This window comes from Pseudomonas sp. P7759 (assembly GCF_013386445.1).
In the GTDB taxonomy this organism is placed as follows: Bacteria; Pseudomonadota; Gammaproteobacteria; order Pseudomonadales; family Pseudomonadaceae; genus Aquipseudomonas; species Aquipseudomonas azotoformans_A.
Map to the genome: position 1 here is coordinate 299351 of NZ_JACART010000004.1, position 24619 is coordinate 323969.

24 protein-coding genes are annotated in these 24619 nt (G+C 60.6%); 8 read left to right on the forward strand and 16 right to left on the reverse strand.

The genetic code is table 11. The features are described from left to right. Nucleotides 1–207: 207 nt before the first annotated feature. Nucleotides 208–873 (reverse strand): fumarylacetoacetate hydrolase family protein, encoded by a 666-nt coding sequence (locus HX823_RS05420; RefSeq protein WP_038850681.1) that lies wholly within the window; start codon nt 871–873, stop codon nt 208–210. A gap of 21 nt (nt 874–894) precedes the next feature. Beyond that, a complete protein-coding gene (locus HX823_RS05425) occupies nt 895–2289 on the reverse strand; it encodes an FAD-binding oxidoreductase (RefSeq protein WP_016979015.1) in 1395 nt (464 codons plus the stop codon). Nucleotides 2290–2493: 204 nt separating this feature from the next. Between HX823_RS05425 and serA the strand changes: the two genes are divergently transcribed. Continuing rightward, the gene (gene serA, locus HX823_RS05430) at nt 2494–3723 is read left to right on the forward strand and encodes a phosphoglycerate dehydrogenase (RefSeq protein WP_003195214.1); all 1230 of its coding nucleotides are present in this window, start codon (nt 2494–2496) and stop codon (nt 3721–3723) included. 63 nt (nt 3724–3786) lie between these two features. On the opposite strand, the gene HX823_RS05435 is transcribed toward serA, so the two are convergent. Continuing rightward, on the reverse strand, nt 3787–4227 hold the full coding sequence (locus HX823_RS05435) for a DUF4399 domain-containing protein (protein ID WP_177074318.1): 441 nt from the start codon (nt 4225–4227) through the stop codon (nt 3787–3789). A gap of 134 nt (nt 4228–4361) precedes the next feature. Here HX823_RS05435 and HX823_RS05440 point away from each other — a divergent pair, with 134 nt between their 5' ends. Then, nucleotides 4362–4853, forward strand: a complete 492-nt coding sequence (locus HX823_RS05440) for a transporter substrate-binding domain-containing protein (protein ID WP_038850686.1) — start codon at nt 4362–4364, stop codon at nt 4851–4853. On the opposite strand, the gene HX823_RS05445 is transcribed toward HX823_RS05440, so the two are convergent. Together HX823_RS05445 and HX823_RS05450 are read right to left on the reverse strand one after the other, a co-directional pair. Next, on the reverse strand, nt 4854–5336 hold the full coding sequence (locus HX823_RS05445; RefSeq protein ID WP_133075495.1) for a DUF523 domain-containing protein: 483 nt from the start codon (nt 5334–5336) through the stop codon (nt 4854–4856). 2 nt (nt 5337–5338) lie between these two features. Beyond that, nucleotides 5339–5971, reverse strand: a complete 633-nt coding sequence (locus HX823_RS05450; protein ID WP_025999959.1) for a 2OG-Fe(II) oxygenase — start codon at nt 5969–5971, stop codon at nt 5339–5341. A 131-nt stretch (nt 5972–6102) separates the two neighbouring features. Here HX823_RS05450 and HX823_RS05455 point away from each other — a divergent pair, with 131 nt between their 5' ends. Next, nucleotides 6103–6855 carry a DUF2059 domain-containing protein gene (locus HX823_RS05455; RefSeq protein WP_177074319.1) on the forward strand — a complete coding sequence of 251 codons (753 nt, stop codon included), beginning with the start codon at nt 6103–6105 and terminating at the stop codon, nt 6853–6855. Nucleotides 6856–6861: 6 nt separating this feature from the next. Here HX823_RS05455 and HX823_RS05460 read toward each other — a convergent pair whose 3' ends face one another. Next, on the reverse strand, nt 6862–7782 hold the full coding sequence (locus HX823_RS05460) for an alpha/beta hydrolase (RefSeq protein ID WP_038850689.1): 921 nt from the start codon (nt 7780–7782) through the stop codon (nt 6862–6864). A gap of 99 nt (nt 7783–7881) precedes the next feature. Between HX823_RS05460 and HX823_RS05465 the strand changes: the two genes are divergently transcribed. Then, nucleotides 7882–8457, forward strand: a complete 576-nt coding sequence (locus HX823_RS05465) for a DUF6436 domain-containing protein (RefSeq protein WP_038850692.1) — start codon at nt 7882–7884, stop codon at nt 8455–8457. A 31-nt stretch (nt 8458–8488) separates the two neighbouring features. Further along, entirely contained in the window at nt 8489–10843 is a 2355-nt protein-coding gene (locus HX823_RS05470; RefSeq protein ID WP_177074320.1) for a penicillin acylase family protein, read from the forward strand. On the opposite strand, the gene HX823_RS05475 is transcribed toward HX823_RS05470, so the two are convergent. Beyond that, nucleotides 10829–11737: an AraC family transcriptional regulator gene (locus HX823_RS05475; protein WP_177074321.1), complete on the reverse strand. Its 909-nt coding sequence runs from the start codon at nt 11735–11737 to the stop codon at nt 10829–10831. The genes HX823_RS05470 and HX823_RS05475 overlap by 15 nt on opposite strands. A 103-nt stretch (nt 11738–11840) precedes the next feature. Between HX823_RS05475 and HX823_RS05480 the strand changes: the two genes are divergently transcribed. After that, nucleotides 11841–12194, forward strand: coding sequence for a carboxymuconolactone decarboxylase family protein (locus tag HX823_RS05480; protein ID WP_016973032.1), 354 nt, complete (start codon nt 11841–11843; stop codon nt 12192–12194). Here HX823_RS05480 and HX823_RS05485 read toward each other — a convergent pair. Beyond that, nucleotides 12172–13137: a GlxA family transcriptional regulator gene (locus HX823_RS05485; RefSeq protein ID WP_177074322.1), complete on the reverse strand. Its 966-nt coding sequence runs from the start codon at nt 13135–13137 to the stop codon at nt 12172–12174. The two genes, HX823_RS05480 and HX823_RS05485, sit on opposite strands and share 23 nt — an antisense overlap. Before the next feature lie 285 nt (nt 13138–13422). On the opposite strand from HX823_RS05485, the gene HX823_RS05490 reads away from it, so the two are divergent. Next, entirely contained in the window at nt 13423–14064 is a 642-nt protein-coding gene (locus HX823_RS05490) for an HD domain-containing protein (RefSeq protein WP_038850703.1), read from the forward strand. 184 nt (nt 14065–14248) lie between these two features. On the opposite strand, the gene HX823_RS05495 is transcribed toward HX823_RS05490, so the two are convergent. The 8 genes from HX823_RS05495 to HX823_RS05530 all read right to left on the reverse strand — a co-directional run bounded on the left by HX823_RS05495 (nt 14249) and on the right by HX823_RS05530 (nt 22901). After that, the gene (locus HX823_RS05495; protein WP_003195236.1) at nt 14249–15133 is read right to left on the reverse strand and encodes an ABC transporter permease subunit; all 885 of its coding nucleotides are present in this window, start codon (nt 15131–15133) and stop codon (nt 14249–14251) included. After that, the gene (locus HX823_RS05500; RefSeq protein WP_016979002.1) at nt 15130–16050 is read right to left on the reverse strand and encodes an ABC transporter permease subunit; all 921 of its coding nucleotides are present in this window, start codon (nt 16048–16050) and stop codon (nt 15130–15132) included. Before HX823_RS05500 ends, HX823_RS05495 begins: the two co-directional genes overlap by 4 nt. Beyond that, nucleotides 16047–17189, reverse strand: coding sequence for an ABC transporter ATP-binding protein (locus tag HX823_RS05505; RefSeq protein WP_033897564.1), 1143 nt, complete (start codon nt 17187–17189; stop codon nt 16047–16049). Before HX823_RS05505 ends, HX823_RS05500 begins: the two co-directional genes overlap by 4 nt. A gap of 71 nt (nt 17190–17260) precedes the next feature. Then, nucleotides 17261–18355: a polyamine ABC transporter substrate-binding protein gene (locus HX823_RS05510; RefSeq protein WP_177074323.1), complete on the reverse strand. Its 1095-nt coding sequence runs from the start codon at nt 18353–18355 to the stop codon at nt 17261–17263. Between the two features lie 153 nt (nt 18356–18508). Further along, nucleotides 18509–19603: a polyamine ABC transporter substrate-binding protein gene (locus HX823_RS05515; protein WP_038850721.1), complete on the reverse strand. Its 1095-nt coding sequence runs from the start codon at nt 19601–19603 to the stop codon at nt 18509–18511. A gap of 197 nt (nt 19604–19800) precedes the next feature. Further along, the gene (locus HX823_RS05520) at nt 19801–21165 is read right to left on the reverse strand and encodes an aspartate aminotransferase family protein (RefSeq protein ID WP_177074324.1); all 1365 of its coding nucleotides are present in this window, start codon (nt 21163–21165) and stop codon (nt 19801–19803) included. 58 nt (nt 21166–21223) lie between these two features. Continuing rightward, nucleotides 21224–22582 (reverse strand): glutamine synthetase family protein, encoded by a 1359-nt coding sequence (locus tag HX823_RS05525; RefSeq protein WP_028618371.1) that lies wholly within the window; start codon nt 22580–22582, stop codon nt 21224–21226. Between the two features lie 79 nt (nt 22583–22661). Beyond that, a complete protein-coding gene (locus HX823_RS05530) occupies nt 22662–22901 on the reverse strand; it encodes a hypothetical protein (RefSeq protein WP_133075502.1) in 240 nt (79 codons plus the stop codon). A gap of 278 nt (nt 22902–23179) precedes the next feature. Here HX823_RS05530 and HX823_RS05535 point away from each other — a divergent pair, with 278 nt between their 5' ends. Next, nucleotides 23180–24556 (forward strand): glutamine synthetase family protein, encoded by a 1377-nt coding sequence (locus tag HX823_RS05535; RefSeq protein ID WP_003213894.1) that lies wholly within the window; start codon nt 23180–23182, stop codon nt 24554–24556. The last annotated feature ends 63 nt before the right edge of the window (nt 24557–24619 follow it).

Genomic DNA, 24619 nt, shown 5'->3' on the forward strand with positions numbered 1-24619 from the left:
ATAGCACAGGAATGACAGGCCTGCGCGCAAGAGGCTGGGGATTATCCGGATGGCGTGTGAAAAAAATGCAAAAGCCGGGTAGCTGGATGCATGCAATCCAATGTGGGAGCGGGCTTGCTCGCGAAGGCGGAGTGTCAGTCAATGTATTAGGCGACTGATCCACCGCATTCGCGAGCAAGCCCGCTCCCACATTTTTACTGCGTTTCGTCAGCGAACGCTGCTTTCGAAGCGATTCTGGCCCGACAGTTCCAACACCAGCTCATCGCCCACATTCAGCGGGCCCACGCCAGCCGGGGTGCCGGTGAGGATCACATCGCCCGCTTGCAGCGAGAAGCAGCCGGCCATGTGCTGGATCATCGGGATGATCGGGTTGAGCATCTGCGCGCTGTTGCCATCCTGGCGCACTTCGCCATTGATGCTCAGGCGGATGCCGATATCAGCCACGTCCGGGAAGGTGCTGCCCACCACGAACGGCGCGATCACCGCCGCACCATCGAAGGACTTGGCGATTTCCCACGGCAGGCCCTTGGCTTTCAGCTCAGCCTGTTTGTCGCGCAGCGTCAGGTCCAGGGCCGGGGCGAAGCCGGAAATGGCGTCGAGCACTTCTTCACGGCTGGGCTTGGTCGACAACGGCTTGCCGATCAATACCGCGATTTCCGCCTCGTAGTGCACCGAACCGCGCTCGGTTGGGATGCTGAAACCACCTTCCAATGGCACCACGCAGCTGCCCGGCTTGATGAACAGCAGCGGCTCGGTCGGCACCGGGTTGTCCAGTTCCTTGGCGTGTTCGGCGTAGTTACGCCCGATACACACCACTTTACCGACCGGAAAGTGGATGTTGGTGCCGTCGACATACTTGTGCTGGTAGCTCATGGAACGACTCCTTCAGGGCGATTAAACAGCGAAGATCTTGCCAGGGTTCATGATCCCGTTCGGGTCGAACACGGCTTTGACGGCCTTCATGTATTCGATTTCAACCGGCGAGCGGCTGTAAGTCAGGTAGTCACGCTTTGTCATGCCTACGCCGTGTTCGGCGGAGATCGAGCCGTTGTACTTCTCGACGGTTTCAAACACCCACTTGTTCACGGTGGCGCACTTGGCGAAGAACTCGTCCTTGCTCAGGTTTTCCGGCTTGAGGATGTTCAGGTGCAGGTTGCCGTCACCGATGTGGCCGAACCAGACGATTTCGAAGTCGGGGTAGTGTTCGCCGACGATCGCATCGATTTCCTTCAAGAACGCCGGCACTTTGGAGACGGTGACCGAGATATCGTTCTTGTACGGGGTCCAGTGGGAAATGGTTTCGGAGATGTACTCGCGCAGTTTCCACAGGTTGTGCAGTTGGGTTTCGCTCTGGCTCATCACGCCGTCCAGCACCCAGCCCTGCTCGACGCAATGCTCGAAGGTTTCCAGGGCGTGGTTGGCGACTTCTTCGGTGGTGGCTTCGAATTCCAGCAGCGCGTAGAACGGGCACTCGGTTTCGAACGGGGCCGGCACGTCGCCACGGCCCATGACCTTGGCCAGGGCCTTGTCGGAGAAAAATTCGAAGGCAGTCAGGTCCAGCTTGCTCTGGAACGCGTGCAAGACCGGCATGATCGAATCGAAGTCAGTCGTACCGAGCACCATGGCGGTGAGGTTTTTCGGCGCACGGTCCAGACGCATGGTGGCTTCGACCACAAAGCCGAGGGTGCCTTCAGCGCCGATGAACAGCTGGCGCATGTCGTAGCCGGTGGCGTTCTTGATCAGGTCGCGGTTCAGTTCCAGTACGTCACCCTTGCCGGTGACGACTTTCATGCCGGCCACCCAGTTGCGGGTCATGCCGTAGCGAATCACCTTGATCCCGCCGGCATTGGTGCCGATATTGCCGCCAATCTGGCTGGAACCGGACGATGCGAAGTCCACCGGGTAGTACAGGCCTTTTTCTTCAGCGACGTTCTGCAATTGCTTGGTGACCACGCCCGGCTGGCACACGGCGGTGCGGTCGGTGAGGTTCACGTCGAGGATCTGGTTCATATAGTCGAACGACACGACCACTTCGCCATTCGCCGCCACGGCAGCGGCGGACAAGCCGGTACGCCCGCCCGATGGCACCAGCGCCACCTTGTGGGTATTGGCCCAACGCACAATGGCCTGGACCTGCTCAGTGGTCTTGGGGAAGACAATGGCGGTCGGCGCGGGTGCGAAGTGCTTGGTCCAATCCTTGCCGTAAGCCTCCAGGGAGTCTGCATCGGTCAGCACTTTGCCGGGCTCAACCAGGGTCTTTAGCTCATCAATCAGGGCAGGATGGGTCATCGACAGAACTCTCGAACAATTCATGGTCATCCTGAGAACGCTTCACGTCGCAGGAATGAGTGTTTGCGGGGCGCGTATGCTAGCATACCGCCCCCGCAGGACAGAGCCCAAGGGCGTTTCTGCGGTGACGGCTTTCCTGCCGTCCGGGTCAGCTTGTGCTGCTCGATTCCCTGCCATTTTTCTCCGGGATACAGGTTTACGCAGATGAGCAAGACTTCTCTCGATAAGAGCAAGATCAAGTTCCTTCTTCTGGAAGGCGTCCACCCATCGGCTGTCGACGTTCTGAAAGCCGCCGGGTACACCAGCATTGAGTACATCACCAGTTCTCTGCCGGAAGCCCAACTCAAGGAAAAGATCGCCGACGCGCACTTCATCGGCATTCGCTCCCGCACTCAGCTGACCGAAGAGATCTTCGATCACGCCAAGAAACTCGTGGCGGTCGGCTGTTTCTGCATCGGCACCAACCAGGTCGACCTCAACGCAGCGCGCGAGCGCGGCATCGCGGTGTTCAACGCACCGTACTCCAACACCCGTTCCGTTGCGGAACTGGTGCTGGCCGAGGCCATCCTGTTGTTGCGCGGCATTCCTGAGAAGAACGCTTCCTGCCACCGTGGCGGCTGGATCAAGAGCGCAGCCAACTCCTTCGAAATCCGTGGCAAGAAGCTGGGTATCGTCGGTTACGGCTCGATCGGTACTCAGTTGTCGGTCCTGGCCGAAGGCCTCGGCATGCAGGTGTTCTTCTACGACACCCTGACCAAGCTGCCATTGGGCAACGCCACGCAAGTGGCCAGCCTGACCGAGCTGTTGGGCATGTCCGACATCGTGACCCTGCACGTTCCGGAAACCGCTGAGACCCAGTGGATGATCGGCGAGAAGGAAATCCGTGCCATCAAGAAAGGCGGCATCCTGATCAACGCTGCCCGTGGCACCGTGGTCGAGCTCGACGCCCTGGCCGACGCGATCAAGGACAAGCACCTGATCGGCGCCGCCATCGACGTGTTCCCGGTGGAGCCGCGCTCCAACGACGACATCTTCGAGAGCCCGTTGCGTGGCCTGGACAACGTGATCCTGACCCCGCACATCGGCGGTTCCACCGCTGAAGCGCAGGCCAACATTGGCCTGGAAGTGTCGGAGAAGCTGGTCAAGTACAGCGACAACGGTACGTCGGTGTCGTCGGTGAACTTCCCGGAAGTGGCCCTGCCGGCTCACCCTGGCAAGCACCGTCTGCTGCACATCCACCAGAACATCCCTGGCGTGATGATGGAGATCAACAAGGTCTTCGCGGAAAACGGCATCAACATCTCCGGTCAGTTCCTACAGACCAACGAGAAGGTCGGCTACGTGGTGATCGACGTCGACGCCGAGTACTCGGACCTGGCGCAAGAGAAGCTGCAGCACATCAACGGTACGATTCGTAGCCGCGTGTTGTTCTAAGGTTTCGCCGCAACATGAAAAAGGGAGCCCCTCGGGGCTCCCTTTTTTGCATCTGAACAAATCTTACTTAACGTTAACCGTGATCACTTTCGAGACTACAGTGGGCTCGAACTGGCGGTGCACGTTATCGCCCGCCACCAACTGCAAGGTGTGCTTGCCAGGTGCGAGGGTCAGCTCGGTCTCGGTTTGCGCCTTGCCGAAGTGAATCGACGTGGCCGTGGCTGGAATGGCTTCGTCGGCCTTGAGCGACGTCACGTCCTGGTCGACCAGCAGGTGGTGATGGCCGGCGCCCGGTACTTGCTTGTCGATCGGTTCCAGGTCCAGGCCCTTGACGCCGAACTTGACGGTGAAGGTTTTGTCGACGGTTGCGCCGTCTTTGGGCGAGACGATAAACACCTCGGCGCCTTTGGGAGCAGGCGTACGAGGGACATCAGCAGCATTCGCCAACATCGAGGCACCCAGCAACAGGCTGGCAAGGGTTGCACGGGACAAAAGGGCTTTCATTCGCTTCTCCAGTTTTTCTGTGAAATCTGTAGGGTTATGACAACTTCGCGACAAATTGCTGTCCAAGGCACTCAACACCATAGCAAAGCGATGCTGAACGGCGCCTCGCACATTAAAAATCTCTAGGAGTGACCATGCGCTTTTCGCCTGGCCTGTTACTGTTGCTGCCCCTTCTGAGCCCTTTGGCTCATGCCGAACTGGTCGATGATGTATTCGACCGTGGCGAACTGCGCATCGCCCTTGAAGCCAACACCCCACCGTACAATTTCAAGGAAGGCGACAAACTCACCGGCTTCGAAGTGGAACTGGGCGAGCAACTGGCCAAGGAAATGGACGTGCGCCCCTCCTTCATCACCACCGATGACGGCGACCTGCTCCCAGGCGTGGCAACCGGCAAATACGACGTGGCCATCAACCATATCGCTATGACTGCCGCGTTGCAGGATCGGTTCGATTTCAGTGAGCTTTACAACGAGGAGCCGGCGCTGGCGATTCCCTTTCAGAAGGGCAATCCAGCGTTCAAGGCGAGCCTGGACAAAGCGTTGCAGCGCGTGAAGGCGGATGGCCGGTTGAAGGCCTTGGCGCAGAAATGGTTGGAAACCGAGCCGGTGGCCAAAGCCCAATAATCAGCGGTGCGCCAGGGCGGCGGCGGCTTCGGGCAATTGCAATTCACTGAATACCTGAACGCCATGCTGCCTCAGCAGCGCCGCCGTCACACCTTCGCCACTCACTTTCACACCCGAAAACGTGCCGTCATAGGTGAGCAGGTTGCCGCACGACGGGCTATTGGCCTTGAGCACGGCGATGCGGATGTTGTGGCGCTGCACCAGCGCCAAAGCCTGGCGCGCCCCCTCAAGGAACGCCGCGCTGAAATCTTCGCCCTCGGCGGTGAGCACCTGGGCGCGGCCCTCCCAGACATCCACGCCTTGCCCGCCTGGAATTTCGGCAGCAGGTCGAGGCGTCGGCAAACCACCCGACACTTCCGGGCAGATCGCCACCACCCGCCCTTCGGCTTGCCACACCGCGAGTTGGTCAAACGGCCCACTGGCGCCACCGTCGTAGCGCACCTTGTGCCCCAGCAGGCAGCGGCTGATCAGTATTTTTTCCATGTTCAGAACGGCTCGTTGCCCCGCCGACGAAACCAGCCGGTAAGGGACAGGCGTTCGCGCGTGGCGGGCATGACTTCGTGGGGCACTTCGCCCGACAGGAACACCACCAGGCAACCGCCGGTGGGCACCACATCGTATTCGACGCCGTCCTTGAGGTACATGCGCAATTGGCCGCCGTGCTCGGGCAGCCAGGCGTCGTTCAAGTAAATCACCGCCGAAACCATGCGCCGGTCATCGTCGCGGAAACGGTCCAGGTGCTTGAGGTAGAACGCTCCCGGTGGGTACATCGCGAAATGGCTTTCGAAATCTTCCAGGCCTAGGAACAGGCCACGGTTCATCGCCAAACGCAGGCTGTCCATCAGCGCCATGTAGGTGTCGCAGACCGCCGCGTCACCGTCCTCCAGCCACTGGATATGGTCACCGCGAATGCCTTCGCGAATCTCCTGGGCCGGGCCACGCCCTACCGCCGCCGGGGCCAGTTCACCCTCGGCTGCACGTTTACGGCACTCAGCCGCCAGTTCCAGGGTCAGAGCCTGGGGCAGGAAGCCGTCCTGCCGGGACCAGCCCTTTTCGGCCAGGTCGTCGACAATACGTTGCAGCAAGGGGTGATCGAGGGGTATTTGCATGGCGCGCATAGTATCCATACGCCTGTGAATCCGACAGAGCCGCCGAGCGTCTGACTGCACTTTAGTCAGGTGACTGATAGGACTTCTCGACAAATCCTACGCCCGACACGGACAATAGTGGCCGACTGACAGGAGTCCATATGCGTCGTTTGTTTTTTTCCTTGCTGATGTTCTGCGTTTTGCCCGCCTGGGCAGACGGCCATGACCAGTTGTACAAGGTCGCCGGCTGGGCCGAACAACGTGCGCATTTCAATGATGCCCTCAGTGCCGCCCAGCAGCGCTACCGCAACAGCTTGCCACCGGCGGTGTACCAGGCGCTGGTGGACAACAGCAATAAACGCTTCGCCGCCCAGGCTGTGGACCAGCGTGCCGAAGCGCAATTGCGCAAGAATCTGGCGGATCCCAAGCCGGCCCTGGCGTTTTTCCAATCGCCCCTGGGCCGCAAGATTGTCGCCGCCGAGTTGCTCGCCACGCGCCGTGATCAACTGGCGAAAAACGCCCAGGGCCTGCCGAAAATCGACGCCGACGCGACTCGTAGCCTGATCATCGGCCACCTGGCCCAAGCCCTGCCAGCCCGAGAAGCCGGCGCGGAAGTCAGCCTGGCGATTGCCGGAGTCGCGGCCGATAGCTTGAGCCAGATGATTCCCGGCCTGCTGGGCGGTGGGCAGGCCCAAGGCATGTTGAACGGCCAGCGTGAGCGGTTGATGCAGCAGATCGACAAGGATCTGAACAACACGCTGCTGTACGTCTATCGGGATTTGTCCGACCCGGAGCTGGAAGAATTCGCGACGTTTGCCGAGTCACCGGAGGGTAAGGCATATTACCAGGCGGCTCTCGCTGCCATTCGCGCCGGACTGGCAGTCGGCCAGAGCACCTCAAGCCTGGCGCCCTGATCGCCATCACACACGGTCGGTGAGGTACTTGAAATACACCTCGCGAATCTCCGGAATCTCATTGGCCAGATGATGCCTGCCACGCGGCAGCATCAGCACCTCGGGCTGGTCGAACTTGCCGCGTAACACCTGCAGGTTGTGCTGCCAGTCCACCGTCATGTCTTCCTCGCCTTGAACAATCACCGGCCGCCGGGTGCTGCGCGGTGCGGCTTCGATGCGTTTGATCCAGCGCGCCAAAGCGCCGACCCAGGCAGTCGGCAGTTGGCGCGGCTGAAGCGGGTCGGCTTCCAGGAACGGCTTGAACGCCGGATCGTGGGTGTTCTCGCTGAATCGCCGCGCAATGCCTTTGACGAAAGGACGCAGCAGGTAATAGCTGACCTGCGACCACCCCCAGGCACGCGGCCGCACCAGGGGTGACAGCAGGAAAGTCTTGCCCTGGGCCGGGCTGTCGGCGCCATGGTTGAGCAGGTGATCCACCACCACCGCGCCGCCGGTGCTTTGCCCGAACAGGTGCCAGGGTTGCGGCAGTTGCAGCACTTGCGCCTGGGTGAACAGCGCATTCACCACCTGTTGATACACCGCAAAATCATCGATGCTGGCACGCACGCCACTGGACAGGCCATGCCCCGGCAAATCGCAGGCGATCACCACGAAGCCTTGCTCCAGCGCCCACTTCACCACATGACGGTACAGCCCCATGTGGTCGTAGAAGCCATGGAACATGAACATCGTCGCCACCGGCGATTGCGGCCACCACACCTGGGCCACCACCTCAAAACCCTCCACCTCGAAACGCCCCAGGCGGCTCGCGGCCTGGTCCAGACCGTAAAAACGCTGGTAGACCCGCGCCTCGGCTGAAAGCGGTTGCGCATCCACCAGGGGCCGCAAGCTTTCGCGCAGATGATCAGGGTCAAAGGTAACGGGCATAAAGGCTTCCAGACTTGCGGCAAAGATGAATATCGAGCTGCGATATTCATCTGTCAGGACAAGCATGGCAAGCTACGCGACCTTCGAGGATACATCTGAATGCGACAGCCCTACCGCACCGCCTTGTTCGCGAGCCTGATCCTGGTGATCTGCGCCGGCGTGCTGTGGGCGGCGTATGACTGGTTCCAGGGCCGCTACCTGCGCGCCTTCAGCGAGCACACGGCGGTGTTTTCCGGCGACCCGTTGAAGCTGCCCGCCGACCTTGCCGGCCCCGGCCCGATTCGCCTGGTGCACTTCTGGGACCCGGCGTGCCCGTGCAACGTCGGCAACCAGCAGCACTTGGGCGAGCTGATCGAGCAGTACGCGCCCCAAGGCGTAGAGTTCTACGCGCTGCAAAAGCCCGGCAGCCACGGCCAATTGCCCGACAACCTGCGCCGCATGAAAACCCTCGCCGCCCTGCCCGGCGCCGAGCAGGTGCCGGCCAGCCCGGCCGTGGGTATCTGGGATCGCAGCGGCAAGCTCGCGTATTTCGGGCCCTACAGCGAAGGCCTCACGTGTAATTCCAGCAACAGTTTTATCGAGCCGATCTTGAAGGCCCTTGAAACAGGACGCGAGGTAAATGCCACGCACACCCTGGCGGTGGGCTGCTATTGTTCGTGGCCAAAAGGCTCGTAACTCGCCACCCCACTCTTGGTAAGGAATGTTCATGAAGCGCGTCTTGCGGGTTCTCGCGGTTCTTGTCGTACTGGTCGCCCTCGGCGCCGGTTGGTACGTTTACAGCAAGCAGCCCACCCGCCAGGGCACGGTCACACTGGCCAACCTGCAAGGCTCGGTCACGGTGCGTTACGACGACCGTGGTGTACCGCACATCCAAGCCGAGAACGAAACCGACCTGTACCGCGCCCTGGGCTACGTGCACGCCCAGGACCGACTGTTCCAGATGGAGATCATGCGGCGCCTGGCCCGTGGCGAGCTGGCCGAGGTGCTGGGGCCCAAGGTGCTGGACACCGACAAGCTGTTCCGCAGCCTGCGCATTCGCGACCGTGCGGCCACCTATGTGGCGCAACTCGACCACGAATCGGCGCATTGGAAGGCCCTGCAAGCCTATCTGGACGGGATCAACCAGTATCAGGACAGCCACGCCAGCCCGATGGAGTTCGACATGCTGGGCATCCCCAAGCGACCGTTTACCGCCGAGGACACCATCAGCGTCGCCGGGTACATGGCCTACAGCTTTGCCGCCGCGTTTCGTACCGAGCCCGTGCTGACCTACATCCGCGACCAACTGGGCAGCGACTACCTGAAAGTCTTTGACCTGGACTGGCAACCCAAAGGCGCCCTCAACCTCGCCACCAGCGATTGGCAGGCCCTCGGCGCCCTCGCCTCCCTGAGCGAACAGGCCCTGGCCGACAACGGCCTGCCGCAGTTCGAAGGCAGCAACGCCTGGGCCATCAGCGGCAACCGTACCAAGAGCGGCAAGCCTTTGCTCGCCGGTGACCCGCACATCCGTTTCTCGGTGCCGTCGGTGTGGTACGAGGCGCAGTTGTCGGCGCCGGGTTTCGAGCTGTATGGCTATCACAATGCACTGGTGCCGGTGGCGTTCCTGGGGCACAACCTGGATTTCGGCTGGAGCCTGACCATGTTCCAGAACGATGACCTCGACCTCATCGCCGAGAAGGTCAACCCGGATAACCCCAACCAGGTCTGGTACCACGACCATTGGGTCGACATGAGCAGCACCGAGCAACAGATCGCGGTGAAGGGCCAGGCGCCGGTGACGTTGACCCTGCGCCAATCGCCCCACGGACCGATCATCAATGACGTGCTGGGCGAAAACGCCGGCAAGACGCCGATTGCCATGTGGTGGGCATTTCTCGATACCCAGAACCCGATCCTTGAGGGCTTCTACCAGCTAAACCGCGCCGACACACTGGTGAAGGCCCGTGCGGCGGCGGCCAAGGTGTCGGCGCCGGGGCTGAACATTGTATGGGCGAATGCCAAGGGCGATATCGGCTGGTGGGCGGCGGCGCAGTTGCCGATCCGGCCGGCCGGGGTCAACGCCGGGTTTATCCTTGACGGCAGCACCGCCCAAGCCGACAAGCTGGGCTTCTACCCCTTCAGCGCCAACCCCCAGGAAGAAAACCCGGCGCGCGGTTACGTGGTGTCAGCCAATGCCCAGCCGGTCTCACCGACCGGCATGGAGATTCCCGGTTACTACAACCTGGCCGACCGTGGTCAACAGTTGAACGCGCAGTTGAGCGACAAGAGCGTGAAGTGGGATGTGAATAACAGCCAGGCCTTGCAGCTCGGCACCACCACCGCCTTCGGCCCGCGCCTGCTGGCGCCGCTGTTGCCGTTGCTGCGTGAGGTGGTCAAGGACCCGGCGCAGTTGAAACTGGTGGAACAGCTTGCAAGCTGGAAGGGTGACTACCCGCTGGACTCGACCAGCGCCACGCTGTTCAACCAGTTCCTGTTCAACCTGGCCGACGCCGCCTTCCACCCGAAACTCGGCGACGGCATGTTCAAGACCCTGCTCGGTACCCGCGTGATCGACGCTGCCTTGCCACGCTTGGCCGCCGCGCCGGATTCACCGTGGTGGGGCGGCAAGCGCGCCGACACCGTCAAGCTCGCCTGGGATAACAGCCTTGCGCACCTCAAGGCCACCTTCGGCGATGACCCGAGCCAATGGCAATGGGGCAAGGCCCACACCCTGACCCACGGCCACCCGCTGGGCTCGCAAAAACCCTTGGACCTGATCGTCAATGTCGGCCCGTTCCCGGCGCCGGGCACGCACGAAGTGCCAAATAACCAATCGGCCAATATCGGCCCGGCACCGTGGCCCGTCACCTACGGGCCTTCGACCCGCCGTCTGATCGACTTCGCCGACGCAGCCCACGCGTTGACCATCAACCCGGTCGGCCAAAGCGGGGTGCCGTTTGACCGGCATTACGGCGACCAGGCGGAAACCTACATCGAAGGCGGCTACGAACAGGCGCACTTCACTGACGAGGAAGTCACCGCCAACACCCGTGGCACCCTCAAGATGCTACCCGCCCGATGACCGCAGGCGCCCCGGCGCCTCGCCATAGGTTTCCTTGAATTTCTTGCTGAATGCCGCCTGGGACTGGTAACCCACCTGGGCGGCGATATCCAGCAGGCTCAGGTGCGACTGGCGCAACAGGTTGAAGGCCAGCTCCATGCGCAACTGGGTCAGCAGCACCCACGGCGACACGCCCGCGACTTTCACGAACGCACGCATGAAGGTGGCGCGTGACATCGTCGCAGCCACCGCCAGGCTGTCGATGGTCCACTCATGCCCCGGATCGGCCAGGATCGCCTGCCAGGCCTTGCTCAGGCGCTTATCGGCAAGCAGCGCGAAGGTACCGGCCACGGGCGCCTGGCGCGCCAGCCAAGTGCGCAGGATCAGGGTGAACAGCGCCGACGACAACGCATCGATGAAGGAACGCGCGCCCAGTTGCTGGCTGTCCGCTTCACTGCGCAGCAGAGCAATCAACGCTGCCAGTTGGCCGTCGCCCTGCCACTCGCGGCTGGACACCACCAGGTACTCCGGCAACGCGCCGAGCAGCAACGACTGGCGGTTGTAGTGGAAGCTGCCGCAAAGCATGTCGAGGTCCGGCCGGTCGCCGCCCAGGCGATGCACCGGGAGCAGGCCACCCTCGATCACCGTGGGCTGCATCGGCCGGATGCGCGCGCCCTGGCTGCGTAATAAATGGGTGGCCCCGCCGGGCATCAGCAGAATATCGCCCTCCTCCAGCGTCACCTGCTGCCCGCCTGATAACTCGGCGCGGCAGTTGCCACTGAGCACAATGTGGTAAGGCGCCACGCCGAGGCTCTCCGGCGAGTGGTCCAGGGCCCAGTCCCCTTGGAATTGACAGCGTAGATCCAGACTGCCGCGCAGGTTGGCCAGCGCGATGAGCGTGTCGATCGAATTCATTTGCGAGCATCGGTCAAAAAGATGAGCGGATTGAACAATAACGCTACCTCCGAACGGAAGAGACTGGCTTCACACCCACCACACCTGTTCAGGAGTTACCGCAATGTTCAATAACTGGTCCGACTTGCTGCCTACCGTGAAGAAAGCCTTTGGCGCGCTGGGCAAGAGCAACCCGAAGATGGTCAAAGCCTACATGGCGCTGGGCGAAGCCGCCGAAGAAAACAACGTGCTCGACGCCAAGACCCGTGAACTGATCTCTATCGCCGTGGCCATCACCACCCGCTGCGATGGCTGCATCGGCGTGCATGCCGACGCGGCGATCAAGGCTGGAGCCACCCGCGAAGAAGTCGCGGCAACCCTGGCCACCGCCATCTCGCTGAATGCGGGCGCGGCGTACATCTACTCGCTGCGCGCCCTGGAAGCCTACGACACCCTCAAACCGGCGCCGCAAAGTTAAGCCGGAACTGTTGCGGCGTCACGCCCAGCCGGCGGTTGAACACACTGCGCATGTGCTGGGCGTCGCGAAAGCCGCATTGATAGGCGACGGTCTTGAGCGGTGCGGGGCTGCTTTCAAGCATGACCCGCGCCGCGTCGACCCGCGCCCGTTCGACAAACTCCGCTGGCGTGATCCGCGCCTCTCGGGCAAACACCCGAGAGAAATTACGCGCGCTCATATTGGCCGCCTTGGCCAGGTCAGCAATGGTCAAATCCCCCGTCAGGTTCGCCAACACGTACAGCTGCACCAGCGCCACCGCCGAGGTGGTTTCGGCATGGGGTGTCAGGAACGGGCTGAACTGCGACTGCCCGCCCGAGCGCTGGGTGAACACCACCAGGCGCTTGGCCACACTCAACGCGACTTCCGGGCCGTGATCCTGGGCCAACAAATACAGCGACAGATCGATGCCCGCCGTGACCCCGGCCGAGGTGTAGAGATTGCCGTCCTGCACGTAGAGGCGGTCGGCGTCGACCTGAGCCGTGGGGCACAGGCGCGCCAGGTCCGCTGCGTCATTCCAGTGGGTGGTGACGGTTTTGCCGTCCAACAGCCCCGCGCGTGCCAGCATGAAGGCGCCGTTGCAGATCGAGCCGAAACGTTGCGCGCGGGCGGTGGCGCCGCGCAGCCAGTCGTCGAACTCGGCGCCGAAGTCTTCGAAGGGCAACTGCGGGCCGCCGGCGACCAGCAGCAGGTCGTAGGGCTCAAGCGCTTCGCTGTAATGCCGGTGCGCCTGCAACGCGAGGCCGTTGGAGGCGGCCATGCTGCCGTGGCCGAAGCCGATCACTTCCAGTTGGTAATGGTCTTGCGACGGTAGAAAGCGGTTGGCTTCGCAGAACACATCCATGGGGCCGGTCACGTCCAGTGATTGGACGCCGGGGAAGATCAGGATGGCGACGGTTTTGCCCATGAATGGTTAGCCTTGGTTAACTGAATGAACACAAACCCATGTGGGAGCGGGCTTGCTCGCGAATGCGGTGGATCAGTCGACACCTGTATTAACCGACATACCGCATTCGCGAGCAAGCCCGCTCCCACACTTGATCCTCTCAGGCTTCAAGAGGTTACTCCGGCTGGCACGATGTGACGGCACATTGGCCGGGATCGCATCCTCGCCGCCATAGCCCCTTCGCGGGCACGCGACCAGACTGGTCTCATCGGCGCCACCCCCGGCGCTTTGTTGAGGAGAACGACCATGAGCACCACCATCGCCGGCATCCAGATCCCGGACAGCGCCCTGGCCAAGGCCACCACCGAATACATCCGCGACGTCGAATCCGACCTGCTCTACCACCATTCCCGCCGGGTATTCCTGTTCGGCGCGTTGAGCGGCGAACGCAAACAACTCGCCTACAACCCGGAGCTGCTCTACGTCGGCGCGATGTTCCATGACCTGGGCCTGGTCGAAGGCCATCGCAGTGACAACGAACGCTTTGAAGTCGACGGCGCCAACGCGGCGGCGGCCTTCCTCAAGCCTTACGGGCTGAGCGATGACGATATCGAACAGGTGTGGCTGTCCATCGCCCTGCACACCACACCGGGCGTGCCGCAGCATCTGCGTCCGACCGTGGCGCTGGTGACGGCCGGTGTAGAAATGGACGTGCTGGGCATGGACTACGCCGCATTTTCCACCGTGCAGCGCGAAGCCGTGGTGCATGCGCATCCACGTGGTGAAGGGTTCAAGGAGTGCATCATCTGCGCGTTTGCCGACGGCTTGCGCCATCGTCCGCAGACCACGTTTGGCAACGTGAAGACGGATGTGCTGGTGGATCAGGAGCCGGGGTTCAAGCCGATGAATTTTGTGGACGTCATCCGCAAATCACCGTGGACTGCATAGTTGACCTGAAATGCAATCCAATGTGGGAGCGGGCTTGCTGTGGCGAGGGAGCTTGTCGAATCGTCGAACCGTCCCGTTCGACTGCGCAGCAGTCGTCGGCTTTTAGGGGCGCTTCGCACCCCAGCGGGAGCAAGCTCCCTCGCCACAAAAGCCAGCTCCCACATTTTTTACCGCGTTGCGCCCGTTAGACCGGTGCAGGCGCCCGACGCTTGTCCGGCTGCTGCCAACCATCCGCCGCCGCTTCTTCGATGGCTTGCTGGATAGCTTTCTTGCGGTGCTCTTCAGCTCGACGGCTGAAGAACCACACCAGGAAGGTCACCAGCGACACCGCCAACAGGATCAGGCTGGCCACGGCGTTGATCTCGGGTTTCACCCCAAGGCGCACCGCCGAGAACACTTCCATCGGCAAGGTGGTGGAACCCGGCCCCGACACGAAGCTGGCCAATACCAGGTCATCCAGCGACAGCGCGAACGACATCATGCCGCCCGCCGCCAACGACGGCGCGATCATCGGGATGGTGATCAGGAAGAACACCTTCCACGGCCGCGCGCCCAAATCCATTGCCGCTTCTTCAATCGACAGGTCCAGCTCACGCAAACGCGCCGACACCACCACCGCCACATACGCCGCACAGAACGTGGTGTGGGCGATCCAGATGGTGACGATGCCACGCTCCTGGGGCCAGCCGATCATCTGCGCCATGGCCACAAACAGCAGCAACAGCGACAGACCGGTGATCACTTCCGGCATCACCAACGGCGCAGTCACCAGGCCGCCGAACAGCGTGCGGCCCTTGAACTGGCTGATGCGCGTCAGCACGAACGCCGCCAACGTACCCAGCGCCACCGCAGCCACCGCCGTGTAGCAGGCGATTTCCAGGGAGCGTGCCACCGAGCCCATCAACTGGGTGTTGTCCAGCAGGCCCACGTACCACTTGATCGACCAACCGCCCCACACTGTCACCAGTTTGGATTCGTTGAACGAGTAGATCACCAGGATCAGCATCGGCAGGTAGATGAACAACAACCCCGCCACCAGCATAAAGCTGGAGAATCTGAAGCGCTTCATATCTTGCCCTCCATCTCTTTGGCTTGGCTGCGGTTGAACAGGATGATCGGCACGATCAGGATCGCCAGCATCACCACCGCCAAGGCAGAGGCCACCGGCCAGTCACGGTTATTGAAGAATTCTTGCCACAACACTTTACCGATCATCAGGGTTTCCGGGCCACCCAGCAGTTCCGGGATCACGAACTCGCCCACCACGGGGATGAACACCAGCATGCAACCGGCGATGATGCCGTTCTTGGACAGCGGCACGGTGATCTTCCAGAAGCTGTTGAAGGTGCTCGAACCCAGGTCGGAAGCGGCCTCCAGCAGGCTCTGGTCGTGTTTCACCAGGTTGGCGTACAGCGGCAGGATCATGAACGGCAGGTACGAATAGACCACGCCGATATACACCGCGATGTTGGTGTTGAGGATCTGCAGCGGCTCGTTGATCAACCCGATGGACATCAGGAAGCCATTGAGCAAGCCGTTATTGCTGAGGATGCCCATCCACGCATACACGCGGATCAGGATCGCGGTCCAGGTCGGCATCATGATCAGCAGCACCAGCACGGTCTGCATCTCTTTGCGTGCACTGGCGATGGCGTAGGCCATCGGGTAACCGATCAGCAGGCACAGCAGCGTGCTGAAGAACGCCATTTTCAGCGAGCCCAGGTACGCGGCGATGTACAACTCGTCGTCACCGAGCATCGCGTAGTTGCCCAGGTTGAGCACCAACTGCAGCTTCTGCTCAACGAAGGTGTAGATCTCGGTGTACGGCGGGATCGCGACGTCGGCTTCGGCAAAACTGATCTTCAGGACGATGAAGAACGGCAGCATGAAGAACAGGAACAGCCACAGGAAGGGAATGCCAATGACCGCATGACGGCCACTGGGCGTTATTCGTTGCAGGCGGCGCTTGAGCTTCTTCATGTTCATGAGCGAAGTACCACGCCGCTGTCGTCTTCCCACCACACGTAGACCTGGTCACCCCAGGTTGGCCGCTGGCCACGGCGCTCGGCGTTGGCGACGAAGGACTGCACCAGCTTGCCGCTCGGCAGCTCCACGTAGAACACCGAGTGGCCGCCCAGGTAGGCGATGTCGTGCACCTTGCCGCTGGACCAGTTGTGTTCGCAGGTCGGCATTTCGGTGGTGACCAGCAGTTTTTCCGGGCGGATCGCGTAGGTCACCGACTTGTCTTCCACCGACGTGGCGATGCCGTAGCCCACGTAGATGTCGCGGTCGAGGTCAGCGCACTTGAGCACCGCGTGGCCTTCGGCGTCATCCACCACTTGGGTGTCGAAGATGTTGACGTTGCCGATGAACTCGCACACCAGACGGCTGGTAGGCGTTTCGTAGATGTCGATTGGGCTGCCGATCTGCGCGATCCAGCCCAGGTGCATGATCGCGATGCGCTCGGCCATGGTCATGGCCTCTTCCTGGTCGTGGGTCACCATCACGCAGGTCACGCCGACGCGCTCGATGATTTCCACCAGTTCCAGCTGCATCTGCGAACGCAGTTTCTTGTCGAGGGCGCCCATGGGCTCATCGAGCAGCAGCAGTTTCGGGCGCTTGGCCAGGGAACGCGCCAGGGCCACACGCTGACGCTGGCCACCAGACAACTGGTGCGGCTTGCGCTTGGCGTACTGGCTCATCTGCACCAGCTTGAGCATCTCGGCCACGCGGGCGTCGACCTCAGCCTTGGGGATCTTGTCCTGTTGCAGGCCAAAGGCAATGTTCTGCGCCACAGTCATGTGCGGGAACAAGGCGTAGGACTGGAACATCATGTTGATCGGCCGCTCGTAGGGCGGCATGTCAGTGATGTCTTCGCCGTCGAGGTAGATGCGCCCCTCGGTCGGACGCTCGAAACCTGCGAGCATGCGCAGCAAGGTGGACTTGCCCGAACCCGAACCGCCGAGCAGGGCGAAGATCTCGCCTTTCTTGATTTCCAGGGACACATCGTCCACGGCAATCGTCTCGTCGAACTTCTTCGTGACCCGGTCGATTTTGACCAGCACCTTCTTCGGTGTCTGGTCCCCTTCGAGGGCTTTCTTATAGGCGCCGGAGGCAACTGCCATTTACGAAACTCCCAACAAAATTGCTGTTCGCCCGATGCAGGCGAACCCAGGATAGTTTGAGCGTTAAAGCTTTATTTGCCCGTCTTGACCTTGGTCCAGCTACGGGTCATCAAACGTTGCACTTTCGGGGGTAGCTCGAAGTTGACAAAGGTCCTGTCGAGTACCGCCTGCGGTGGGTAAACCGCTTCGTCCGTGCGTATCGATTGCTCCATCAGTTTGTCCGCCCCTGGATTAGGGTTGGCATAACCGACGTAATCACTGACCTGGGCGATCACCTCAGGTTGCAGCAAATAGTTGATGAAGGCATGGGCCTCTTTGACGTTGGTGGCATCCTTGGGGATGGCCAGCACGTCGAACCACAGGTTGCCGCCTTCTTTGGGAATCGTGTAGGCGATGTTCACGCCTTTGCCAGCCTCGGCCGCACGGGCCTTGGCCTGGAACACATCGCCGGAGAAACCCGCCGCCACGCAGATGTTGCCGTTGGCCAGGTCAGAAATGTATTTGGAGGAATGGAAGTAGGTCACGTACGGCCGCACTTTCAGCAGCTTCTCTTCGGCCTTCTTGTAGTCATCCGGGTTCGTGCTGTTGGGGTTCAGGCCCATGTAGTTGAGCACCGCCGGCAGCATTTCGTCCGCCGAGTCCATGAATGACACGCCGCAGGTCGCCAGCTTCTTCATGTTCTCCGGCTCGAACAGCACCGCCCAGGAATCGATATGGTCGACGCCCAGCACTTCCTTCACCTTATCGACGTTGTAGCCGATGCCATTGGTGCCCCACAGGTACGGCACGGCGTACTGGTTGCCGGGGTCATTCTTTTCCAGGCGCTTAAGCAGCGCCGGGTCGAGGTTGGCGTAATTCGTCAGCAATGACTTGTCGAGCTTCTGGAACGCCCCGGCCTTGATCTGCTTGCCCAGGAAGTGGTTGGACGGCACCACCACGTCGTAGCCGGTACGCCCGGCCAGCAGCTTGCCTTCCAGGGTTTCGTTGGAGTCAAACACGTCATACACGGGCTTGATGCCGCTGGCCTTTTCGAAGTTGGCCAGGGTGTCGGTGCCGATGTAATCCGACCAGTTATAAATATGCACCGTCGGTGCGGCCTGCACGCTCAACGTCAGCGTGAGACCTGCACCCACCAGCATGGCTTTGCGAAATAAAGAAATTGGCAAGTGGAGGTCCTCTTAAATAGTTGGGCCCAAAGTTGTTGCCCGGCAACAAAACCGGCGCGCAACTTACCCTCGATAAACCGATCCGGCAAAACTTTCTGTCATTTAATTGTTTCGATAACCACCGCGCCAGGCGCGGTGGTTAACAAAGACCGGTTATTTCCCGGACTTGATCTTGGTCCAGCTGCGTGTCATTTCACGCTGAGTAGCAGCCGGCAGGTCAGCAATGGCGTAGAGCTTGGCCTGTACGTCCGCTGGCGGGTAGATGCCCGGGTCGCTGGTGATTTCTTTGTCGACCAGTGCGGTGGCTTTCTCGTTACCGTTCGGGAAATGCACGCTGTTGGTGATTTCAGCCATGACTTGCGGCTTGAGCAGGTAGTTCATGAACTTGTACGCGGCGTCGACGTTCTCGGCATCTTTAGGGATGGCGACCATGTCGAAGAAGCTGCCAGCACCTTCTTTCGGAATGTCGTAGGCCACCTTGACCTTGCCACCGGCTTCAGCCGCGCGGGACTTGGCCTGTTCGATGTCACCCGAGTAACCCACGGCCACGCAGATGTTGCCGTTGGCCAGGTCGGAGATGTACTTGGACGAGTGGAAGTAGCCGATCGAAGGACGGATTTTCAGGAACAGGTCTTCAGCCTGCTTCAGGTCGGCCTTCTTCTGGGTGTCGGTCGGCAGGCCCAGGTAATGCAGCGCCACCGGCAGCATTTCGGTTGGCGAATCGAGGAAGCTCACGCCGCAGCTTTTCAGCTTGGCGATGTTCTCTGGCTTGAGCAGCACGTCCCACGAATCGATCTTGTCCACGCCCAGCGCAGCCTTGACCTTCTCCGGGTTGTAGCCGATGCCGATCGAGCCCCACATGTACGGGAAGGCGTGCTTGTTGTCCGGGTCGCTGACCGACACGGCTTTGAGCAGGGATTTGTTCAGGTTGTCGTAGTTGGACAGCTTGGACTTGTCCAGCTCCTGGTAGACACCGGCCTTGATCTGCTTGGCGAGGAAGTTGTTCGACGGTACGACGATGTCGTAACCGGACTTGCCTGCCAGCAACTTGGCTTCCAGGGTTTCGTTGCTGTCGAAAACGTCGTACACCACTTTGATGCCGGACTCTTTTTCAAAGTTGGCGATGGTGTCCGGTGCAATGTAGTCGGACCAGTTGTAGACGTGCAGCACTTTATCGTCAGCCTGGGCCGCGCCCGCCATTGCGCCCATCAGGGACAAGGCGAGGAGGGTCTTGCCAGTGTTCTTCAAACCTAATGCCTTCATTTGGTGATGCTCCAATTTTTTCTTTTTTGGGCCACAAGCTTCATATGTTTCGAGGCCCAGCCAAAGGGCAACAAAACAGGGCGACAGTCTGGCAAGTTCGAGGGCCGGCTTTCAACCAATGCCCCCATTTTTATAACCACTCAGACGCAGCGCCCGAAGCCGCTGCGTTCTGAGCCTAGCACTTAGCCCTGCAATGCCGCCAAAGTCAGGTCCAGGCACTGGCGAGCCTTGGTCACCAGCTCGTCGATTTCTGCCTTGCTGATCACCAGCGGTGGCGAAATGATCATGGTGTCGCCCACGGCGCGCATGATCAGGCCATTTTCGAAGCAGAACGTACGGCAGATCATGCCGACGCCCTTGCCTTCGTAACGCTTGCGGGTGGCTTTGTCCTGCACCAGTTCAATGGCACCGAGCATACCCACGCCACGCACTTCGCCCACCAGCGGATGATCCGCCAATTCCCTCAGACGTTTCTGCAAATACGGTGCCGTTTCGTCGTGGACACGGTTAACGATTTTTTCATCGCGCATGATGCGGATGTTTTCCAGCGCCACCGCAGCGGCGACCGGGTGACCGGAGTAAGTGAAACCGTGGTTGAAATCACCGCCTTCATTAAGGACGTCCACCACTTCATCGCGCACGATCAGGCCGCCCATGGGGATGTAGCCCGAGGTCAGGCCCTTGGCGATGGTCATCATGTGCGGCTTGAGGTCGTAGAAGTCGCTACCGAACCACTCACCGGTACGGCCGAAACCGCAGATCACTTCGTCGGCGATGAACAGGATGTCGTACTTGGCGAGGATTTCCTTGATGCGCGGCCAGTAGGTGGCCGGCGGTACGATCACGCCACCGGCGCCCTGGATCGGCTCGGCAATAAAGGCACCGACGTTGTCCACGCCCAGTTCCAGGATCTTTTCTTCCAACTGGTTGGCGGCCCACACGCCGAACTCTTCGGGGCTCATGTCGCCGCCTTCGCCAAACCAGTACGGCTGGGCGATGTGGGTGATGCCTGGGATCGGCAAGTCGCCCTGTTCATGCATATATGTCATGCCGCCCAAGCTGGCGCCGGCTACTGTGGAGCCGTGGTAGCCATTCTTGCGGCTGATGATGGTCTTCTTGTTCGGCTGGCCCTTGATCGCCCAGTAGTGGCGAACCATGCGCAACATGGTGTCGTTGCCTTCGGAGCCGGAACCGGTGAAGAACACGTGGTTCATACCGGCGGGTGCGATGTCGGAAATGGCCTTGGCCAGTTCCAGCACCGGCGGGTGAGCGGTCTGGAAGAACAGGTTGTAGTACGGCAGTTCTTTCATCTGCTTGGCGGCGGCGTCAGCCAGTTCGTCGCGACCGTAACCGATCGCCACGCACCACAGGCCGGCCATGCCGTCGAGGATCTTGTTGCCTTCGCTGTCCCACAGGTAAACGCCGTGGGCTTTGGTGATGATGCGCGGGCCTTTCTCTTTCAATTGCTTGAAGTCGCTGAACGGCGCCAGGTGGTGCTCACTGCTCAAGGCTTGCCATTCACGGGTTTGCGGGTTGTTGCTGGACATACCAATCTCCTAGACTTTTCAGTGAAGGGCGCGCGGGTTGCCCCGTGCGCCCGGCGCATCAGACGGCGAAGAGCAGGAATTCCCGCTCCCACGAACTGATCACGCGCTTGAAGTTTTCATGCTCGGCCCGCTTGACCGCGACGTAGCCTGTGATGAATTTCTGACCCAGGTATTTCTCGATGGTCTTGCTGTTTTCCATGCGCTCCAGGGCGTCTTCGATGGTCAACGGCAGGCGCAGGTTGCGTCGCTCGTAACCACGACCCACCACTGGCGCGCTCGGGTTATGGCCTTCGACCATGCCGATGTAGCCGCACAACAAGCTGGCGGCAATCGCCAGGTATGGGTTGGCGTCGGCGCCCGGCAGGCGGTTTTCCACACGACGGTTCTGCGGGCCGGCATCCGGAACACGCAACCCGACGGTGCGGTTTTCTTCGCCCCATTCCACGTTGACCGGCGCCGAGGTGTCGGGCAGGAAGCGGCGGAACGAGTTCACGTTGGGGGCAAACAGCGGCAGCAATTCAGGGATGAATTTCTGCAGGCCACCAATGTGGTTGAGGAACAGCTGGCTCATGGTCCCGTCTTCATTGGAAAAGACGTTCTTGCCGGTGGCGATGTCGATGATGCTCTGGTGCAGGTGCATCGCGCTGCCGGGCTCGCCGGTCATAGGCTTGGCCATGAAGGTGGCGGCTACGTTGTGCTTGAGCGCGGCTTCACGCATGGTGCGCTTGAACACCAGGATCTGGTCGGCCAGGGACAGCGCATCGCCGTGACGGAAGTTGATTTCCATCTGCGCGGTGCCGTCTTCGTGGATCAGGGTGTCGAGGTCCAGCTCCTGCAGTTCGCACCAGTCATAAACGTCTTCGAACAAAGGGTCGAATTCATTGGCGGCTTCTATAGAGAAGGACTGGCGACCAGTCTCCGGGCGACCGGAACGGCCAATCGGCGGTTGCAGCGGGAAGTCCGGGTCTTCGCAGCGTTTGGTCAGGTAGAACTCCATCTCCGGCGCCACGATGGGCTGCCAGCCGCGGTCGGCGTAGAGCTTGAGGACTTTCTTGAGCACGTTGCGCGGCGACAACTCGATCGGATTGCCTTGCTTGTCGTAGGTGTCGTGGATCACCTGGGCGGTAGGCTCGATGGCCCAAGGCACCAGGTACACCGCGTTCTGGTCGGGGCGGCAGATCATGTCGATGTCGGCCGGGTCGAGCAATTCGTAGTAGATGTCGTCTTCGACATAGTCGCCGGTCACGGTCTGCAACAGAACGCTCTCGGGCAGGCGCATGCCTTTTTCGGCGATGAACTTGTTGGTCGGCGAGATCTTGCCCCGGGTGATGCCGGTGAGGTCGCCAATCATGCATTCGACTTCTGTGATCTTGTGGTCTTTCAACCAATCGGTGAGCTGGTCGAGGTTGTTACTCATAAATGCCTCTGGGCTGGGTTTCCTGGCGTCCATTAAAGGCCAGGCGTTGGTTGACGCAGCATCCGCGTCGTTTTTTCATTCAGGGTAGGAGCTTACCTGCCATTTGCTGCAGCGTTGCATTCCTCACGCCAAAGTTGTGCGCAATCTTGAGCAGCATGCGAGGCGCAGGCCGTTCGGTGGCAAATGAGGAGGCAAAAAAGAGGTCGGCCCGGGCGTCAAGAATAATGGCCGGTGCGCAGGCATTCACGCGGGAGGAATGGACGGATGACACAGCCTGGCTGAAGCAGGCCAAGACGCCGTTGGGCGGCAGGTGAAACATGAAGCACCCCGGTATTATTGCTGTTATGGGTTTGAATCGAGCTTAGCCTTGTTCATTTTTTTACACAACACCCCCGTAAAAAATACAACACGGGCCGCTCAAGCCTGCTAGTCCCAAGTCCATCAAACCCGAAAAACCGCCCCAAAAAGCCCCAAAAAAGCCATCGCAGCGCTTTTTTAGGGCAAAAAAGGCCTCGCTTGACTTCGGCATGCCGTTCGGGTTGACTGAAACCAGAAAAGATCAATGATTGATATTTTTAACAACAAAGGTGTTGCATCATGTCGGTACCCCCGCGTGCCGTTCAGCTTAACGAAGCGAACGCGTTCCTTAAGGATCATCCTGAGGTTCTGTACGTAGACCTTCTAATTGCGGATATGAATGGTGTGGTGCGCGGCAAGCGCATCGAACGCACCAGCCTCCACAAGGTTTACGAGAAGGGCATTAACCTGCCTGCCTCTTTATTTGCCCTGGATATCAACGGCTCTACGGTGGAAAGCACCGGCCTGGGCCTGGACATCGGTGATGCTGACCGAATCTGTTATCCGATCCCCGACACCCTGTGCAATGAGCCGTGGCAAAAGCGCCCTACCGCGCAACTGCTGATGACCATGCACGAACTTGAAGGTGAACCTTTCTTCGCCGATCCGCGCGAAGTGCTCCGCCAAGTTGTAAGCAAATTTGACGACCTCGGTCTGACCATCTGCGCCGCCTTCGAGCTTGAGTTCTACCTGATCGACCAGGAGAACGTGAACGGCCGCCCGCAACCGCCCCGCTCGCCGATCTCCGGCAAACGCCCGCACTCGACACAGGTCTACCTGATCGACGACCTCGACGAATACGTCGACTGCCTCCAGGACATCCTGGAAGGTGCCAAGGAGCAAGGCATCCCGGCCGACGCCATCGTCAAGGAAAGTGCCCCGGCGCAGTTCGAAGTGAACCTGCACCACGTCGCCGACCCGATCAAGGCTTGCGACTACGCGGTACTGCTCAAGCGCCTGATCAAGAACATCGCCTACGACCATGAGATGGACACCACCTTCATGGCCAAGCCTTACCCAGGCCAGGCAGGCAACGGTTTGCACGTACACATCTCCATTCTGGACAAGGACGGCAAGAACATCTTTGCCAGCGAGGATCCCGAGCAGAACGCCGCATTGCGTCACGCGATCGGCGGTGTGCTCGAGACCCTGCCCGCCCAAATGGCGTTCCTGTGCCCCAACGTCAACTCCTACCGTCGTTTCGGCGCACAGTTCTACGTGCCGAACTCGCCGTGCTGGGGCCTGGATAACCGCACCGTGGCGATCCGCGTACCGACCGGCTCGTCCGATGCCGTACGTATCGAACACCGCGTGGCCGGCGCCGACGCCAACCCTTACCTGCTGATGGCTTCGGTCTTGGCAGGCGTGCACCACGGCCTGACCAATAAGATCGAGCCTGGCGCCCCCGTGGAAGGCAACAGCTACGAGCAGAACGAACAGAGCCTGCCGAACAACCTGCGCGATGCCCTGCGCGAGTTGGACGACAGCGAGGTGATGGCCAAGTACATCGATCCTAAATACATCGATATCTTCGTCGCCTGTAAGGAAAGTGAGCTGGAAGAGTTTGAACACTCCATCTCCGACCTTGAGTACAACTGGTACCTGCATACCGTGTAAGCGGTTGCGACTGTAAATGTGTTGAGCTGGCTTGTTGTGGTGAGCGGGCTTGCCCCGCGCTGG

What these genes read in the sequence shown, in the direction of transcription:
- HX823_RS05420 (WP_038850681.1), bottom strand. Translation starts at nt 873, where the DNA reads ATGAGCTACCAGCACAAGTATGTCGACGGCACCAACATCCACTTTCCG.
- HX823_RS05425 (WP_016979015.1), bottom strand. Translation starts at nt 2,289, where the DNA reads ATGACCCATCCTGCCCTGATTGATGAGCTAAAGACCCTGGTTGAGCCC.
- serA (WP_003195214.1), top strand. Translation starts at nt 2,494, where the DNA reads ATGAGCAAGACTTCTCTCGATAAGAGCAAGATCAAGTTCCTTCTTCTG.
- HX823_RS05435 (WP_177074318.1), bottom strand. Translation starts at nt 4,227, where the DNA reads ATGAAAGCCCTTTTGTCCCGTGCAACCCTTGCCAGCCTGTTGCTGGGT.
- HX823_RS05440 (WP_038850686.1), top strand. Translation starts at nt 4,362, where the DNA reads ATGCGCTTTTCGCCTGGCCTGTTACTGTTGCTGCCCCTTCTGAGCCCT.
- HX823_RS05445 (WP_133075495.1), bottom strand. Translation starts at nt 5,336, where the DNA reads ATGGAAAAAATACTGATCAGCCGCTGCCTGCTGGGGCACAAGGTGCGC.
- HX823_RS05450 (WP_025999959.1), bottom strand. Translation starts at nt 5,971, where the DNA reads ATGCGCGCCATGCAAATACCCCTCGATCACCCCTTGCTGCAACGTATT.
- HX823_RS05455 (WP_177074319.1), top strand. Translation starts at nt 6,103, where the DNA reads ATGCGTCGTTTGTTTTTTTCCTTGCTGATGTTCTGCGTTTTGCCCGCC.
- HX823_RS05460 (WP_038850689.1), bottom strand. Translation starts at nt 7,782, where the DNA reads ATGCCCGTTACCTTTGACCCTGATCATCTGCGCGAAAGCTTGCGGCCC.
- HX823_RS05465 (WP_038850692.1), top strand. Translation starts at nt 7,882, where the DNA reads ATGCGACAGCCCTACCGCACCGCCTTGTTCGCGAGCCTGATCCTGGTG.
- HX823_RS05470 (WP_177074320.1), top strand. Translation starts at nt 8,489, where the DNA reads ATGAAGCGCGTCTTGCGGGTTCTCGCGGTTCTTGTCGTACTGGTCGCC.
- HX823_RS05475 (WP_177074321.1), bottom strand. Translation starts at nt 11,737, where the DNA reads ATGAATTCGATCGACACGCTCATCGCGCTGGCCAACCTGCGCGGCAGT.
- HX823_RS05480 (WP_016973032.1), top strand. Translation starts at nt 11,841, where the DNA reads ATGTTCAATAACTGGTCCGACTTGCTGCCTACCGTGAAGAAAGCCTTT.
- HX823_RS05485 (WP_177074322.1), bottom strand. Translation starts at nt 13,137, where the DNA reads ATGGGCAAAACCGTCGCCATCCTGATCTTCCCCGGCGTCCAATCACTG.
- HX823_RS05490 (WP_038850703.1), top strand. Translation starts at nt 13,423, where the DNA reads ATGAGCACCACCATCGCCGGCATCCAGATCCCGGACAGCGCCCTGGCC.
- HX823_RS05495 (WP_003195236.1), bottom strand. Translation starts at nt 15,133, where the DNA reads ATGAAGCGCTTCAGATTCTCCAGCTTTATGCTGGTGGCGGGGTTGTTG.
- HX823_RS05500 (WP_016979002.1), bottom strand. Translation starts at nt 16,050, where the DNA reads ATGAACATGAAGAAGCTCAAGCGCCGCCTGCAACGAATAACGCCCAGT.
- HX823_RS05505 (WP_033897564.1), bottom strand. Translation starts at nt 17,189, where the DNA reads ATGGCAGTTGCCTCCGGCGCCTATAAGAAAGCCCTCGAAGGGGACCAG.
- HX823_RS05520 (WP_177074324.1), bottom strand. Translation starts at nt 21,165, where the DNA reads ATGTCCAGCAACAACCCGCAAACCCGTGAATGGCAAGCCTTGAGCAGT.
- HX823_RS05525 (WP_028618371.1), bottom strand. Translation starts at nt 22,582, where the DNA reads ATGAGTAACAACCTCGACCAGCTCACCGATTGGTTGAAAGACCACAAG.
- HX823_RS05530 (WP_133075502.1), bottom strand. Translation starts at nt 22,901, where the DNA reads ATGTTTCACCTGCCGCCCAACGGCGTCTTGGCCTGCTTCAGCCAGGCT.
- HX823_RS05535 (WP_003213894.1), top strand. Translation starts at nt 23,180, where the DNA reads ATGTCGGTACCCCCGCGTGCCGTTCAGCTTAACGAAGCGAACGCGTTC.